At 66.8% G+C, this 13,327-nt stretch carries 25 protein-coding genes; all 25 read left to right on the plus strand.

Features of this window, described 5'->3' with window-relative positions; translation table 11 throughout:
• The 25 genes from rplD to rpsM all read left to right on the plus strand — a co-directional run bounded on the left by rplD (position 1) and on the right by rpsM (position 13,305).
• Positions 1–663, plus strand: coding sequence for a 50S ribosomal protein L4 (gene rplD, locus MRBLMI12_RS13330; protein ID WP_349426349.1), 663 nt, complete (start codon positions 1–3; stop codon positions 661–663).
• Positions 660–959 (plus strand): 50S ribosomal protein L23, encoded by a 300-nt coding sequence (gene rplW / locus MRBLMI12_RS13335; RefSeq protein WP_163618849.1) that lies wholly within the window; start codon positions 660–662, stop codon positions 957–959. Before rplD ends, rplW begins: the two co-directional genes overlap by 4 nt.
• A gap of 24 nt (positions 960–983) precedes the next feature.
• A complete protein-coding gene (gene rplB, locus MRBLMI12_RS13340) occupies positions 984–1,823 on the plus strand; it encodes a 50S ribosomal protein L2 (protein WP_349426350.1) in 840 nt (279 codons plus the stop codon).
• Between the two features lie 12 nt (positions 1,824–1,835).
• Positions 1,836–2,117: a 30S ribosomal protein S19 gene (gene rpsS / locus MRBLMI12_RS13345; protein ID WP_045275479.1), complete on the plus strand. Its 282-nt coding sequence runs from the start codon at positions 1,836–1,838 to the stop codon at positions 2,115–2,117.
• Positions 2,118–2,139: 22 nt separating this feature from the next.
• Positions 2,140–2,538 (plus strand): 50S ribosomal protein L22, encoded by a 399-nt coding sequence (rplV, locus tag MRBLMI12_RS13350; RefSeq protein WP_349426351.1) that lies wholly within the window; start codon positions 2,140–2,142, stop codon positions 2,536–2,538.
• Positions 2,538–3,308, plus strand: a complete 771-nt coding sequence (rpsC, locus tag MRBLMI12_RS13355) for a 30S ribosomal protein S3 (protein ID WP_163618852.1) — start codon at positions 2,538–2,540, stop codon at positions 3,306–3,308. The genes rplV and rpsC overlap by 1 nt, the downstream gene beginning before the upstream one ends.
• Complete coding sequence (rplP, locus tag MRBLMI12_RS13360; protein WP_018171451.1) at positions 3,308–3,727, plus strand: 50S ribosomal protein L16; 420 nt, start codon at positions 3,308–3,310, stop codon at positions 3,725–3,727. Before rpsC ends, rplP begins: the two co-directional genes overlap by 1 nt.
• Positions 3,727–4,041, plus strand: a complete 315-nt coding sequence (rpmC, locus tag MRBLMI12_RS13365; protein WP_045301493.1) for a 50S ribosomal protein L29 — start codon at positions 3,727–3,729, stop codon at positions 4,039–4,041. Before rplP ends, rpmC begins: the two co-directional genes overlap by 1 nt.
• Complete coding sequence (gene rpsQ, locus MRBLMI12_RS13370) at positions 4,041–4,373, plus strand: 30S ribosomal protein S17 (protein WP_163618853.1); 333 nt, start codon at positions 4,041–4,043, stop codon at positions 4,371–4,373. Before rpmC ends, rpsQ begins: the two co-directional genes overlap by 1 nt.
• Positions 4,370–4,738 carry a 50S ribosomal protein L14 gene (gene rplN, locus MRBLMI12_RS13375; RefSeq protein ID WP_163618854.1) on the plus strand — a complete coding sequence of 123 codons (369 nt, stop codon included), beginning with the start codon at positions 4,370–4,372 and terminating at the stop codon, positions 4,736–4,738. Before rpsQ ends, rplN begins: the two co-directional genes overlap by 4 nt.
• A gap of 4 nt (positions 4,739–4,742) precedes the next feature.
• Positions 4,743–5,102 carry a 50S ribosomal protein L24 gene (rplX, locus tag MRBLMI12_RS13380; RefSeq protein ID WP_347978067.1) on the plus strand — a complete coding sequence of 120 codons (360 nt, stop codon included), beginning with the start codon at positions 4,743–4,745 and terminating at the stop codon, positions 5,100–5,102.
• On the plus strand, positions 5,102–5,692 hold the full coding sequence (gene rplE, locus MRBLMI12_RS13385) for a 50S ribosomal protein L5 (RefSeq protein WP_349426353.1): 591 nt from the start codon (positions 5,102–5,104) through the stop codon (positions 5,690–5,692). Before rplX ends, rplE begins: the two co-directional genes overlap by 1 nt.
• Before the next feature lie 117 nt (positions 5,693–5,809).
• Complete coding sequence (gene rpsH, locus MRBLMI12_RS13390) at positions 5,810–6,208, plus strand: 30S ribosomal protein S8 (protein ID WP_308867849.1); 399 nt, start codon at positions 5,810–5,812, stop codon at positions 6,206–6,208.
• A gap of 6 nt (positions 6,209–6,214) precedes the next feature.
• Positions 6,215–6,751 (plus strand): 50S ribosomal protein L6, encoded by a 537-nt coding sequence (rplF, locus tag MRBLMI12_RS13395; RefSeq protein WP_349426355.1) that lies wholly within the window; start codon positions 6,215–6,217, stop codon positions 6,749–6,751.
• 2 nt (positions 6,752–6,753) lie between these two features.
• Positions 6,754–7,113: a 50S ribosomal protein L18 gene (gene rplR, locus MRBLMI12_RS13400; RefSeq protein WP_163618859.1), complete on the plus strand. Its 360-nt coding sequence runs from the start codon at positions 6,754–6,756 to the stop codon at positions 7,111–7,113.
• Entirely contained in the window at positions 7,110–7,802 is a 693-nt protein-coding gene (rpsE, locus tag MRBLMI12_RS13405) for a 30S ribosomal protein S5 (protein WP_349426356.1), read from the plus strand. Before rplR ends, rpsE begins: the two co-directional genes overlap by 4 nt.
• The gene (gene rpmD, locus MRBLMI12_RS13410) at positions 7,802–7,987 is read left to right on the plus strand and encodes a 50S ribosomal protein L30 (RefSeq protein ID WP_018171461.1); all 186 of its coding nucleotides are present in this window, start codon (positions 7,802–7,804) and stop codon (positions 7,985–7,987) included. Before rpsE ends, rpmD begins: the two co-directional genes overlap by 1 nt.
• Complete coding sequence (gene rplO / locus MRBLMI12_RS13415; protein WP_363356929.1) at positions 7,987–8,574, plus strand: 50S ribosomal protein L15; 588 nt, start codon at positions 7,987–7,989, stop codon at positions 8,572–8,574. Before rpmD ends, rplO begins: the two co-directional genes overlap by 1 nt.
• Positions 8,575–8,673: 99 nt before the next feature.
• Entirely contained in the window at positions 8,674–9,996 is a 1,323-nt protein-coding gene (secY, locus tag MRBLMI12_RS13420; RefSeq protein ID WP_349426358.1) for a preprotein translocase subunit SecY, read from the plus strand.
• Positions 9,993–10,586: an adenylate kinase gene (locus MRBLMI12_RS13425; protein ID WP_363356930.1), complete on the plus strand. Its 594-nt coding sequence runs from the start codon at positions 9,993–9,995 to the stop codon at positions 10,584–10,586. The genes secY and MRBLMI12_RS13425 overlap by 4 nt, the downstream gene beginning before the upstream one ends.
• A 4-nt stretch (positions 10,587–10,590) precedes the next feature.
• On the plus strand, positions 10,591–11,433 hold the full coding sequence (map, locus tag MRBLMI12_RS13430) for a type I methionyl aminopeptidase (protein ID WP_363356931.1): 843 nt from the start codon (positions 10,591–10,593) through the stop codon (positions 11,431–11,433).
• 10 nt (positions 11,434–11,443) lie between these two features.
• Positions 11,444–12,142: a DsbA family protein gene (locus tag MRBLMI12_RS13435; RefSeq protein ID WP_363356932.1), complete on the plus strand. Its 699-nt coding sequence runs from the start codon at positions 11,444–11,446 to the stop codon at positions 12,140–12,142.
• A 143-nt stretch (positions 12,143–12,285) separates the two neighbouring features.
• Entirely contained in the window at positions 12,286–12,507 is a 222-nt protein-coding gene (infA, locus tag MRBLMI12_RS13440; RefSeq protein ID WP_018171468.1) for a translation initiation factor IF-1, read from the plus strand.
• 91 nt (positions 12,508–12,598) lie between these two features.
• Positions 12,599–12,715 (plus strand): 50S ribosomal protein L36, encoded by a 117-nt coding sequence (gene rpmJ, locus MRBLMI12_RS13445; protein WP_005050492.1) that lies wholly within the window; start codon positions 12,599–12,601, stop codon positions 12,713–12,715.
• Positions 12,716–12,930: 215 nt separating this feature from the next.
• Positions 12,931–13,305, plus strand: coding sequence for a 30S ribosomal protein S13 (rpsM, locus tag MRBLMI12_RS13450; RefSeq protein WP_163618869.1), 375 nt, complete (start codon positions 12,931–12,933; stop codon positions 13,303–13,305).
• Positions 13,306–13,327 lie beyond the last annotated feature (22 nt).

Consider the following 13,327-nt stretch of genomic DNA (forward strand, 5'->3'; position numbering starts at 1 on the left):
ATGGCTGACTCGACTCTCGCGCTCGACGTCGTGAAGGCAGACGGCTCGGCTGCTGGCTCGGTCCAGCTCCCGGCCTCGATCTTCGACGTCAAGACGAACATCCCGCTCATCCACCAGGTCGTCGTCGCGCAGCTCGCGGCGGCTCGCCAGGGCACCCACTCGACCAAGCGTCGCGGTGAGGTCTCGGGCGCCGGCCGCAAGCCCTTCAAGCAGAAGGGCACGGGTAACGCCCGCCAGGGCTCCATCCGCGCGCCGCAGATGACCGGCGGTGGCATCGTGCACGGCCCGAAGCCGCGCGACTACTCGCAGCGCACGCCCAAGAAGATGATCGCCGCCGCCCTGCTGGGCGCGCTGAGCGACCGCGCTCGTGGCGAGCGTCTGCACGTCATCGACACCTTCGGCATCGAGGGCGCCCCGTCGACGAAGGCGGCCACGACGGTCTTCAACGCACTGGGAGCGACCAAGAACGTGCTCGTCGTCGTGGACCGCGACGACGACCTCGCGGTGCTGAGCGTGCGCAACATCTCGTTCGCCCACGTGCTGCCGTTCGACCAGCTCAACGCGTACGACGTGATCGTCTCGGACGACATCGTCTTCACCAAGGCCGCCCTCGACGCGTTCATCGCGTCGAAGACCGCCGTCACCGAGGAGGCCTCGGCATGACCGCCGTTTACAAGGACCCGCGCGACATCATCCTGAAGCCGGTCGTTTCGGAGAAGAGCTACGGGCTCATCGACGAGGGCAAGTACACCTTCCTCGTCGACCCCCGCGCTTCGAAGACCGAGATCAAGCTCGCGATCGAGAAGATCTTCGGCGTCAAGGTCGCAGCGGTCAACACGCTCAACCGCACGGGCAAGGCCCGTCGTACCCGCTTCGGCACCGGCAAGCGCAAGGACACCAAGCGCGCCATCGTGACCCTGAAGTCGGGCACCATCGACATCTTCACGGCAGTCGGCTGACGGTCGGGATAGAGGACTAGAGATATGGCTATTCGCAAGTACAAGCCCACGACCCCGGGTCGCCGCGGCTCGTCGGTGGCCGACTTCGCCGAGATCACCCGATCGACGCCTGAGAAGTCGCTCCTCCGCCCGCTCAGCAAGACCGGTGGCCGCAACAACCAGGGCCGCATCACCACGCGTCACATCGGTGGTGGCCACAAGCGTCAGTACCGCGTCATCGACTTCCGTCGCAATGACAAGGACGGCATCAACGCCAAGGTCGCTCACATCGAGTACGACCCCAACCGCACCGCGCGCATCGCGCTCCTGCACTACTTCGACGGCGAGAAGCGCTACATCCTCGCGCCGAACAAGCTGTCGCAGGGCGACATCGTCGAGTCGGGCGCCTCGGCTGACATCAAGCCGGGCAACAACCTGCCGCTGAAGAACATCCCGACCGGTACCGTGATCCACGCCATCGAGCTCCGCCCCGGCGGCGGCGCGAAGCTGGCGCGCTCGGCCGGTACGTCGGTTCGCCTCGTGGCGAAGGACGGCCCCTACGCCCAGCTGCGTCTGCCCTCGGGCGAGATCCGCAACGTCGACGCGCGCTGCCGCGCGACCGTCGGCGAGGTCGGCAACGCCGAGCAGTCGAACATCAACTGGGGCAAGGCCGGCCGCAACCGCTGGAAGGGCATCCGCCCGACCGTCCGCGGTGTCGCGATGAACCCGGTCGACCACCCCCACGGTGGTGGTGAGGGTAAGACCTCCGGTGGTCGTCACCCGGTTTCGCCGTGGGGTCAGGCCGAAGGCCGCACCCGTCACGCGAACAAGGAAAGCGACAAGTACATCGTCCGTCGTCGCAACGCCGGCAAGAAGCGGAAGTAGGAGTAGAGGAAGATGCCTCGCAGCCTTAAGAAGGGCCCCTTCGTCGACGAGCACCTGCTTCGCAAGGTCGTCGTCCAGAACGAAGCCGGCACCAAGAACGTCATCAAGACCTGGTCGCGCCGTTCGATGATCATCCCGGCCATGCTGGGTCACACCATCGCCGTGCACGACGGACGCAAGCACATCCCCGTGTTCGTGTCCGAGACCATGGTCGGCCACAAACTGGGCGAGTTCGCGCCCACCCGCACCTTCCGCGGCCACGTGAAGGACGACAAGAAGGGCCGCCGCCGCTGACGCGGTGGCAGAGGAGAGAGAAATGGTGGAGTCCATCGCACGCGTGCGACACATCCGCGTGACCCCTCAGAAGGCTCGTCGTGTCGTCGCGCTCATCAAGGGCAAGCAGGCTGAGGAGGCCCTGGCCATCCTCAAGTTCGCGCCGCAGAGCGCGAGCGAGCCGATCTACAAGCTCGTCGCCGCCGGAATCGCGAACGCTCGCGTGAAGGCAGACAAGGACGGCGAGTACCTGGACGAGCAGGACCTGTACGTGGCCAACGCGTACGTCGACGAGGGCACGACGCTCAAGCGTTTCCGCCCCCGCGCGCAGGGTCGTGCCTTCCAGATCAAGAAGCGCACCAGCCACATCACCGTCGTGCTGTCGACCCCCGAGGTCACCGACACGACGCCGGCTGCCAAGACCAAGAAGGCGAGCAAGTAATGGGACAGAAAGTCCACCCCTACGGCTTCCGCCTCGGTATCACGACCGACCACGTGTCGCGCTGGTTCTCGGACTCGACGAAGCCCGGTCAGCGTTACGCCGACTACGTCGCCGAGGACATCAAGATCCGCAAGCTCCTGCAGACCCAGCTCGACCGGGCCGGCGTGAGCAACATCGAGATCGAGCGCACCCGTGACCGCGTTCGCGTCGACATCCACACCGCCCGCCCGGGCATCGTGATCGGTCGTCGCGGCGCCGAGGCCGAGCGCATCCGCGCCGACCTCGAGAAGCTCACCGGCAAGCAGATCCAGCTGAACATCCTCGAGGTCAAGAACCCCGAGGCCGACGCTCAGCTCGTCGCGCAGGGCATCGCCGAGCAGCTCACCGCTCGCGTGGCGTTCCGCCGCGCGATGCGCAAGGGCCTGCAGGGCGCTCAGCGCGCCGGCGCCAAGGGCGTCCGCATCCAGGTCTCCGGCCGCCTCGGCGGCGCCGAGATGAGCCGCTCGGAGTTCTACCGCGAGGGTCGTGTGCCGCTGCACACGCTGCGCGCGAACATCGACTACGGCTTCTACGAGGCGAAGACCACCTTCGGCCGCATCGGCGTGAAGGTCTGGATCTACAAGGGCGACCTCACCAACAAGGAGCTCGCTCGCGAGCAGGCCAACCAGAAGCCGGCCCGCGACCGCGGCGACCGTCGCGGCCCCCGCGACCGTGGCGACCGTGGCGACCGCCGCAACGAGGCCCCCGTGGCAGAAGGAGCATCGGCGTAATGCTTATTCCCCGCAAGGTCAAGTACCGCAAGCAGCACCACCCGGGTCGCTCCGGCCAGGCCACCGGCGGCACGAAGGTCTCCTTCGGCGAGTTCGGCATCCAGGCCCTCACGCCCGCGTATGTGACGAACCGTCAGATCGAGTCCGCTCGTATCGCGATGACCCGTCACATCAAGCGTGGCGGCAAGGTGTGGATCAACATCTACCCCGACCGTCCGCTCACCAAGAAGCCGGCCGAGACCCGCATGGGTTCCGGTAAGGGTTCGCCCGAGTGGTGGGTCGCAAACGTCAAGCCGGGTCGCGTCCTCTTCGAGGTCGCCGGCGTCAACGAGGAACTCGCTCGTGAGGCCCTGACCCGCGCAATCCACAAGCTGCCTCTCAAGGCACGCATCATCAAGCGCGAGGAGGGCGACGCGTAATGGCGATCGGCACCAAGACGCTCGCTCCGAGCGAGCTCGACACGTTCGAAGACCAGCGCCTCGTCGAGGAGCTGCGCAAGGCCAAGGAAGAGCTGTTCAACCTGCGCTTCCAGTCGGCTACCGGCCAGCTCGAGAGCCACGGCCGCATCCGTGCGGTCAAGCGCGACATCGCGCGGCTCTACACCGTGATCCGTGAGCGCGAGCTCGGCATCCGTGCCACTCCCGCTCCGCTGGAGACGGCGACGAAGGCGAAGAAGACGAAGGCCAAGAAGGCGGATGCCGCTGACGAGGCCGCGAAGGAAGAGGCCGAGTAATGGCTGACACGAAGAAGGCCGCCGACGCGGTCGAGACCAAGGGTCACGAGTCGTCCGAGCACGATGTGCGCGACGTCGACGCCCGCGGCTACCGCAAGGCCCGCCGCGGCTACGTCGTCAGCGACAAGATGGACAAGACCATCGTCGTCGAGGTCGAGGACCGCGTGAAGCACCCGCTGTACGGCAAGGTCATCCGCCGCACCTCCAAGGTGAAGGCGCACGACGAAGGCAACACGGCCGGCATCGGTGACCTCGTGCTCATCAACGAGACCCGCCCGCTGAGCGCCACGAAGCGCTGGCGTCTGGTCGAGATCCTGGAGAAGGCCAAGTGATTCAGAACGAGTCCCGCCTCAAGGTCGCCGACAACACGGGCGCCAAGGAGCTGCTCACCATCCGCGTTCTCGGCGGCTCGAACCGCCGTTACGCGGGCGTGGGTGACATCATCGTGGCCACCGTCAAGGACGCGATCCCGGGCGGCAACGTCAAGAAGGGCGATGTGGTCAAGGCCGTCATCGTCCGTACCGTCAAGCAGACCCGTCGTGCCGACGGCTCTTACATCAAGTTCGACGAGAACGCCGCCGTGATCCTGAAGAGCGACGGGGAGCCCCGCGGCACCCGCATCTTCGGACCGGTCGGCCGTGAGCTTCGCGACAAGAAGTTCATGAAGATCGTCTCGCTCGCACCGGAGGTGATCTGACCCCATGGCCAAGATCAAGAAGGGTGACCTGGTTCAGGTCCTCAACGGCAAGAAGCAGGACAAGGGCGGCGACCGCGGCAAGCAGGGCAAGGTCCTCGAGGTCCTCGCCGACCAGAACCGCGTCATCGTCGAGGGCGTGAACTTCGTCACGAAGCACAACCGCGTCGGCCAGTCGCAGCGCGGCACCAAGACGGGCGGCATCGAGACGATGGAAGCCCCGATCCACATCTCCAACGTCGCCGTCGTCGACCCCTCGACCAAGAAGCCGACCCGCGTCGGCCACCGGGTCGAGGAGCAGACGAAGGACGGCGTGAAGCGCACCGTCCGCGTGCGCTACGCGAAGAAGTCAGGCAAGGACCTCTGATGAGCACCGCAACTGCCGCGCCGGCTGGCAAGATCCAGCCGCGCCTGAAGCAGAAGTACAACACCGAGATCAAGAAGGCTCTGCAGGACGAGTTCGGCTACGCCAACGTCATGCAGACGCCCGGCCTGGTCAAGGTCGTCGTGAACACCGGTGTCGGCGAGGCAGCTCGCGACAGCAAGGTGATCGATGGCGCGGTCGACGACCTCACCAAGATCACCGGCCAGAAGCCGGTCGTGACCAAGGCCCGCAAGTCCATCGCGCAGTTCAAGCTGCGCGAGGGTCAGGCCATCGGCGCGCACGTCACCCTCCGGGGCGACCGCGCGTGGGAGTTCATCGACCGTCTCGTCAACCTCGCCCTGCCCCGCATCCGCGACTTCCGCGGCCTGTCGGGTGCGCAGTTCGACGGCAACGGCAACTACACGTTCGGTCTCCAGGAGCAGTCCGTGTTCCACGAGATCAACCAGGACAAGATCGACCGCGTCCGCGGCTTCGACATCACCATCGTGACGTCGGCGAAGACGGATGCCGAGGGCCGCGCGCTTCTGCGTCACCTGGGCTTCCCGTTCAAGTCGGACGACGCGCAGGCGTGATCCTCGCGGGATGCCGCCATGTGCGGCATCCCGCATCCCACAACTGAATACGGCAATCATGGAAGGTCGTCTGGCGTGTAACGCCAGCCGATACCTCGTGAACAAAGGAATCAACAAATGACAATGACAGACCCGGTCGCAGACATGCTGACCCGTCTGCGCAACGCGAACTCGGCGCACCACGACTCTGTGTCGCTGCCGAGCTCCAAGCTCAAGACCCACATCGCCGAGATCCTCAAGCAGGAGGGCTACATCTCCGCGTGGGAGATCAGCGACGCCCGCGTCGGCCAGACCCTCACGCTGACGCTCAAGTACGGCCCGAACCGCGAGCGGTCGATCGCCGGCATCAAGCGCGTCTCGAAGCCCGGCCTCCGCGTCTACGCGAAGTCCACCGAGATCCCCCGCGTCCTCGGCGGCCTGGGCGTCGCGATCCTGTCCACCTCCTCTGGCCTCCTCACGGACCGCCAGGCCGAGCAGAAGGGCGTGGGTGGGGAAGTCCTCGCCTACGTGTGGTGATCTGACATGTCGCGAATCGGTCGTCTTCCGATCGACATCCCCGCCGGCGTGACCGTTTCGGTCGATGGCCAGGATGTCGCCGTCAAGGGCCCCAAGGGCGAGCTCGCGCTCACCGTGGCCCGTCCCATCGAAGTCAAGGTCGAAGAGGGCCAGGTCATCGTGACCCGTCCCGACGACGAGCGCGCCTCGCGTTCGCTCCACGGCCTGACCCGCACGCTCATCAACAACAACATCATCGGTGTCACCCAGGGCTACACCAAGGGTCTCGAGGTCGTCGGCACGGGTTACCGCGTCGCGCAGAAGGGCACGGCGGTCGAGTTCGCTCTCGGCTTCTCGCACCCCGTCCTGGTCGACCCGCCCGCGGGCATCACCCTGACCGTCGAGGGCAACAACAAGCTCACGGTCAGCGGCATCGACAAGCAGGCCGTCGGCGAGGCCGCCGCGAACATCCGCAAGATCCGCAAGCCCGAGCCGTACAAGGGCAAGGGTGTGCGGTACGCCGGCGAGGTCGTTCGTCGCAAGGCCGGAAAGAGTGGTAAGTAACCATGGCTGTCAAGACAAAGACTCAGGCGCGTTCGCGTCGTCATGCCCGCCTGCGCAAGAAGGTCGTCGGCACCGAGCTGCGTCCGCGCCTCGTCGTCACCCGTTCGGCCCGCCACGTCTTCGTGCAGGTCGTCGACGACAGCAAGGGCCACACCGTGGCCTCGGCCTCGACCCTCGAGACCGATCTGCGCACGTTCGACGGTGACAAGACCGCCAAGGCACGCAAGGTCGGCGAGCTCCTCGCGGAGCGCGCCAAGGCCGCCGGTGTCTCGGACGTCGTGTTCGACCGTGGCGGCAACCGCTATGCGGGCCGTGTCGCGGCGATCGCCGACGGCGCCCGCGAGGGAGGTCTGAACCTGTGAGTGACAACAAGGAGAACATCGTGACCGCAGAGGCACCTGCCGAGGCTCCGGCCGAGGCCGCCGCGACGGCGCCCGCCGAGCGCGAGCGCGAGCCGCGCCGCGGTGGACGCGAGCGCAACCAGACCCGCGGTGACCGCGGTGGCCGCGACCGCAACGAGAGCCAGTTCCTCGAGCGCGTCGTCACCATCAACCGCGTGTCGAAGGTCGTCAAGGGTGGTCGTCGCTTCAGCTTCACCGCGCTCGTCGTCGTCGGCGACGGCAACGGTGTGGTCGGCGTCGGCTACGGCAAGGCCCGTGAGGTGCCCCTGGCGATCTCGAAGGGCGTCGAAGAGGCCAAGCGGAACTTCTTCCGCGTGCCGCGCGTCGGCTCGACCATCCCGCACCCCGTGCAGGGTGAGGCCGCTGCCGGTGTGGTGCTCCTGCGCCCGGCCGCTGCCGGTACCGGTGTCATCGCCGGTGGCCCGGTGCGTGCCGTGCTCGAGTGCGCCGGCATCCACGACGTGCTGTCGAAGTCGCTCGGCTCGTCGAACACGATCAACATCGTCCACGCGACGGTGGAGGCCCTGAAGCAGCTCGAGGAGCCCCGTGCGGTCGCCGCGCGTCGCGGTCTCGACTTCGACCAGGTCGCCCCCGCCCGTCTCGTCCGTGCCGAGGCTGAGGCCGCGGCCGCTGCGAAGGCAGGTGTCTGATGGCTGCGCGTCTGAAGGTCACGCAGGTCAAGTCCAAGGTGAGTGAGAAGCAGAACCAGCGCGACACGCTGCGTTCGCTCGGTCTGAAGCGGATCGGCGACTCCGTCGTCCGTCCCGACGACGCGCAGACGCGCGGTTACGTGCGGACCGTCGCCCACCTCGTGAAGGTTGAGGAGATCGACTGATGGCTGAAAAGGCCGAGAAGAACGAAGCCGTCGCGGCTGAGGCGCCCAAGAAGGCTCCTGCCAAGAAGGCTGCTGCCAAGAAGGATGCCGCCCCCAAGGCTGCCGCCTCGAAGAAGGCTGCTCCCAAGAAGGACGTCCCGGCTGCACGCCCGGGCGTGCTGAAGGTGCACCACCTGCGTCCGGTCCCCGGCTCCAACACGGCGAAGACCCGTGTGGGTCGCGGTGAGGGCTCGAAGGGCAAGACGGCGGGTCGCGGTACCAAGGGTACGAAGGCCCGCTACCAGGTCAAGGTCGGCTTCGAGGGTGGGCAGATGCCGCTGCACATGCGCACCCCGAAGCTCCGCGGCTTCAAGAACCCGTTCCGCGTCGAGTACCAGGTCGTGAACCTGGACAAGCTCGCGGAGCTGTACCCGGCCGGTGGCGACGTCACCGTCGGCGACCTGGTCGCCAAGGGTGCAGTGCGCAAGAACGAGAAGGTCAAGGTGCTCGGCACCGGCGACATCTCGGTGAAGCTCACCGTGTCGGTCGACAAGGTCTCGGGTTCCGCCGAGCAGAAGATCGTCGCCGCGGGCGGCACCGTCAAGTAATACGCGCACAGTGGGGGTCGGAGCTTGCTCCGGCCCCCACTGGGTTACCCTGGACGTCGGCACGTCTGCGTGCCGATGCCCCCCTCTGGAGGAATCCTCTTGTTCAGCGCCATCGCGCGGATCTTCCGCACACCCGACCTGCGGCGGAAGATCGCATTCACCCTGGCGATCATCGCCCTGTACCGCTTCGGTGCGCACATCCCGGCGCCGTTCGTCGACTTCCCGAACGTGCAGACGTGTCTGCGGGCGTCGGAGGGCACCGAGGGACTGCTGTCGCTGGTCAACCTGTTCTCGGGCGGTGCACTGCTGCAGCTGTCCATCTTCGCGCTGGGCGTCATGCCGTACATCACGGCCACGATCATCGTGCAGCTGCTGCGCGTGGTCATCCCGCACTTCGAGACCCTCTACAAGGAGGGCCAGTCGGGCCAGGCGCGCCTGACGCAGTACACGCGCTACCTCACGATCGCGCTGGCGCTGCTGCAGTCGACGACGCTCGTCACCGTGGCCCGCAGCGGCCAGCTCTTCGGGACCACCGGTGTTCCCGAGTGCGAGCAGCTCCTCACCAATGACGTGTGGTGGGCTCAGCTCCTGATGATCATCACGATGACCGCCGGCACCGGACTCATCATGTGGTTCGCCGAGCTCGTCACCGAGCGCGGCATCGGCAACGGCATGTCGCTGCTGATCTTCACCTCGATCGCCGCGGCGTTCCCCGCCTCGATGTGGGCGATCTGGCAGTCCAAGGGCTTCGAGGTCTTCCTGCTGGTGCTCGCGGTCGGCATCGTCGTCGTCGCGCTCGTGGTCTACGTCGAGCAGTCCCAGCGCCGCATCCCGGTGCAGTACGCCAAGCGCATGGTGGGTCGCCGCACGTACGGCGGCACCAACACGTACATCCCGATCAAGGTCAACATGGCCGGCGTCGTGCCCGTCATCTTCGCATCGTCGCTGCTGTACATCCCGGCCCTCATCGCGCAGTTCAACCAGCCGCAGGCAGGCGAAGAGGTCCCGGCCTGGGTGGCGTGGATCCAGCTGTACCTCGTACGCGGCGATCACCCGCTCTACATGGCGCTGTACTTCCTGCTCATCGTCGGGTTCACCTACTTCTACGTCGCGATCACGTTCAACCCGGTCGAGGTCGCCGACAACATGAAGAAGTACGGCGGCTTCATCCCCGGCATCCGTGCAGGCCGTCCGACGGCCGAGTACCTCGACTACGTGCTGACGCGCATCACGCTCCCGGGCTCGATCTACCTGGGTCTGATCGCACTGCTGCCGCTGATCGCACTGGCCACGGTCGGCGCCAACCAGAACTTCCCGTTCGGCGGCGCCTCGATCCTCATCATCGTCGGCGTCGGCCTCGAGACGGTGAAGCAGATCGACGCACAGCTCCAGCAGCGCCACTACGAAGGGCTTCTCCGATGACCCGTCTTCTCATCGTCGGACCGCAGGGCTCCGGCAAGGGCACCCAGGGCGTCCGCATCGCGGAGGCGTTCGGCATCCCCACCGTCTCGACGGGCGACGTCTTTCGCGGCGCCGTCTCGGCGGGCACGGAGCTCGGCCAGCAGGTGAAGGCCATCATCGAGGCGGGCGATCTCGTCCCCGACGAGCTGACGAGCGCGGTCGTGCGCGACCGCCTGTCTCAGCAGGATGCCGCTGACGGCTTCCTCCTCGACGGCTATCCCCGCAACGTCGCCCAGGTCATGCACCTCGACGAGTTCCTCGAGGGCCGTGATGAGGAGCTCGACGCGGTGATCGAACTCGACGTGCCGCGCGACGAGAGCATCGCCCGCATCTCGCTGCGCGCTGCCGAGCAGGGCCGCAGCGACGACACCGAAGAGGTCATCGCCAACCGTCTCGCGATCTACGAGCGCGAGACGGCGCCGATCCTCGACGTGTATCGCACGCGCGGCATCGTGGACCGGATCGACGGCATCGGCTCGCTGGACGAGATCACCGACCGCATCATCGCGGCGCTGGAAGCGCGCGGCCTCAACCGCGCCGCCGCCGCCTGATCCCGTGTCGCTGCGCCGTTCGATCTACAAGTCGCCCGCCCAGCTGCGGGCCATGGTCGAGCCCGGGCTGATCACGGCCGCGGCGCTCGACGCCGCGCGCAGCCTGATCGCCCCGGGTGTGACGACCGCGGAGCTGGACGCCGCGGCATCCGCTCTCATCACGGCACGGGGTGCGAAGTCGAACTTCCAGATGGTGCGCGGGTACCGCCACACCATCTGCGCCTCGGTCAACGAAGAGGTCGTGCACGGCATCCCGGGTGACCGCGTCCTCGCCCCCGGCGACATCGTGTCCATCGATGCGGGGGCGGAGTACAAGGGCTGGAACGGCGACTCGGCGTTCACCTTCGTGCTGCCCGACGACGCCCGCCCCGAGGTCGTCGCCGAGCGCCGGCAGCTCTCGGACGTGACCGAGGGCTCCCTGTGGGCCGGCATCGCGGCACTGGCGTCGGCGAAGCACATCGGTGAGATCGGCACGGCCGTGCAGCAGTACATCGAGGCGAACTCGCCGGAGTCCGGGACCTACGGCATCCTGCGCGAGTACGTGGGTCACGGCATCGGCCGCAAGATGCACGAGTCGCCTTCGGTCTTCAACTACCGCGTGCCCGATCCGGGACCCGAGGTGCGCCCGGGGCTCGTCCTCGCGATCGAGCCGATGGTCGTGATCGGCGATCAGGCGACCTTCGTCGAGGACGACGGCTGGACCGTCTCGACGCTCGACGGCACGGCGGGCTCCCACTGGGAGCACAGTGTGGCCGTGCACGAAGACGGAATCTGGGTGCTCACGGCACCCGACGGCGGTGCCGCGGGCCTTGCGCCCTTCGGCGTGACCCCGCGCGAGATCGCCTAGGAGGCGCGAGATGGCACAGGCAGCACGCAAGACGAACTGGTTCGCGATCTGGGTGACGGCGGGCGTCGCGGTCGCCCTCGTGCTCGTCGTCGTCCTGGTGGTGACGCTGAACAACGCGGCGACGCCCAAGCCGCTGCCCACCGAGGTGAACCCGCCGTCGTCGGCGGGCATCGACAGCGAGACCGGCGCCATCCTCGTCGGCGACGGCGAGGACCGCCTCGACACGTACATCGACTTCATGTGCCCTGTCTGCAACCAGTTCGAGCAGGTGTACGGCGCGGAGATCGAGGGGATGGTGAACGACGGCAGCATCACCCTCGGCATCCACCCGATCTCGATCCTCGACAGCCAGTCGAGCGGCACCCAGTTCTCCACGCGCGCGGCGAACGCCGCGTACTGCGTCGCGGACGCAGACCCCGACGCGTCGCTGCCGTTCCTGCAGGCGATGTTCGCGAACCAGCCCGCAGAAGGCTCCTCGGGTCTCACGAACCGGGAGATCCTCGACATCGCGTCGGGCGTCGGCGTGACGGGCATCGACTCGTGCGTCAACGACGGCACCTACGCCGGCTTCGTGACCGAGATGACCCAGCAGACGCCGATCCAGCCCGGATCGCAGGGGATCGGCACGCCGACCGTCGCCGTCAACGGCGAGGTCATCGCGAACTCGACGCTGCCCGCAGCCGGTGAGCTCGCGACGCTCTTCGACTGACCGTGGGGCTGCGGCACCGAGTTGCCGCGGCATCCACTATCACGTATGCTTGATCTTTGGTGCGTTGCGCCTTCATTGGCGTGTCGTAGCACCGAACCCCATCCACCGCAGACCGACCGGTCTGCACAAGTGTTAGCGAGCGTATGGCGAAGAAAGACGGTGTCATCGAGATCGAGGGCGTCGTGTCCGAGGCGCTGCCCAACGCGATGTTCCGCGTTGAGCTCTCCAACGGACACAAGGTTCTTGCCACGATCTCAGGCAAGATGCGGCAGAACTACATCCGCATCATCCCCGAGGACCGTGTCGTCGTGGAGCTGTCGCCCTACGACCTCACCCGCGGGCGCATCGTCTACCGCTACCGCTAGACCGGTCGAGAAGTAACGCCCCAGTGCTTCGACAGGCTCAGCAACCGAGCCGAGAAGCCTGCCCGGCGAAGACAGCGAAACAGGAAAGAACATGAAGGTCAACCCCTCCGTCAAGCCCATCTGCGACCACTGCAAGGTCATCCGTCGCCACGGTCGCGTCATGGTGATCTGCAAGAGCAACCCGCGTCACAAGCAGCGCCAGGGTTGATTCGGGTCGGGTCAATGCGAGCGCCAGCGAGCGTTGATGCGATCCCGAATCAAGGTTGAGCGAGCGAAGCGAGTCGAAACCCCGCGACGCACGACAGTCTCCACAACTGAACACATCACAGGCAGGATCAGAACCTCTCCGGAGGGGACACCTCGGGCGGAGGCCCGGGCACCGATCCTGCTCCACACCTCCACTCACTCCACAGGAGAAACCGCATGGCACGTCTTGCCGGCGTTGACATCCCGCGCGACAAGCGCGTGGTGATCGCCCTCACGTACATCTACGGCGTGGGCCGTACCCGCTCGAACGAGATCCTCGCAGCAACGGAGATCGACGAGAACATCCGCGTCAAGGACCTCAGCGACGACCAGCTCATCGCACTCCGCGACCACATCGAAGGCAACTACAAGGTCGAGGGCGATCTTCGCCGCGAGGTCGCCGCCGACATCCGCCGCAAGGTCGAGATCGGTTCCTACGAGGGTATCCGCCACCGTCGCGGCCTCCCGGTGCGCGGTCAGCGCACGAAGACGAACGCCCGTACCCGCAAGGGCCCGAAGCGCACCGTCGCCGGCAAGAAGAAGGCGCGCTAAGGCGCGGCCCCCAGGGTTTAGG

It is taken from the genome of Microbacterium sp. LMI12-1-1.1, from assembly GCF_040676455.1.
Taxonomy (GTDB): Bacteria; Actinomycetota; Actinomycetes; order Actinomycetales; family Microbacteriaceae; genus Microbacterium.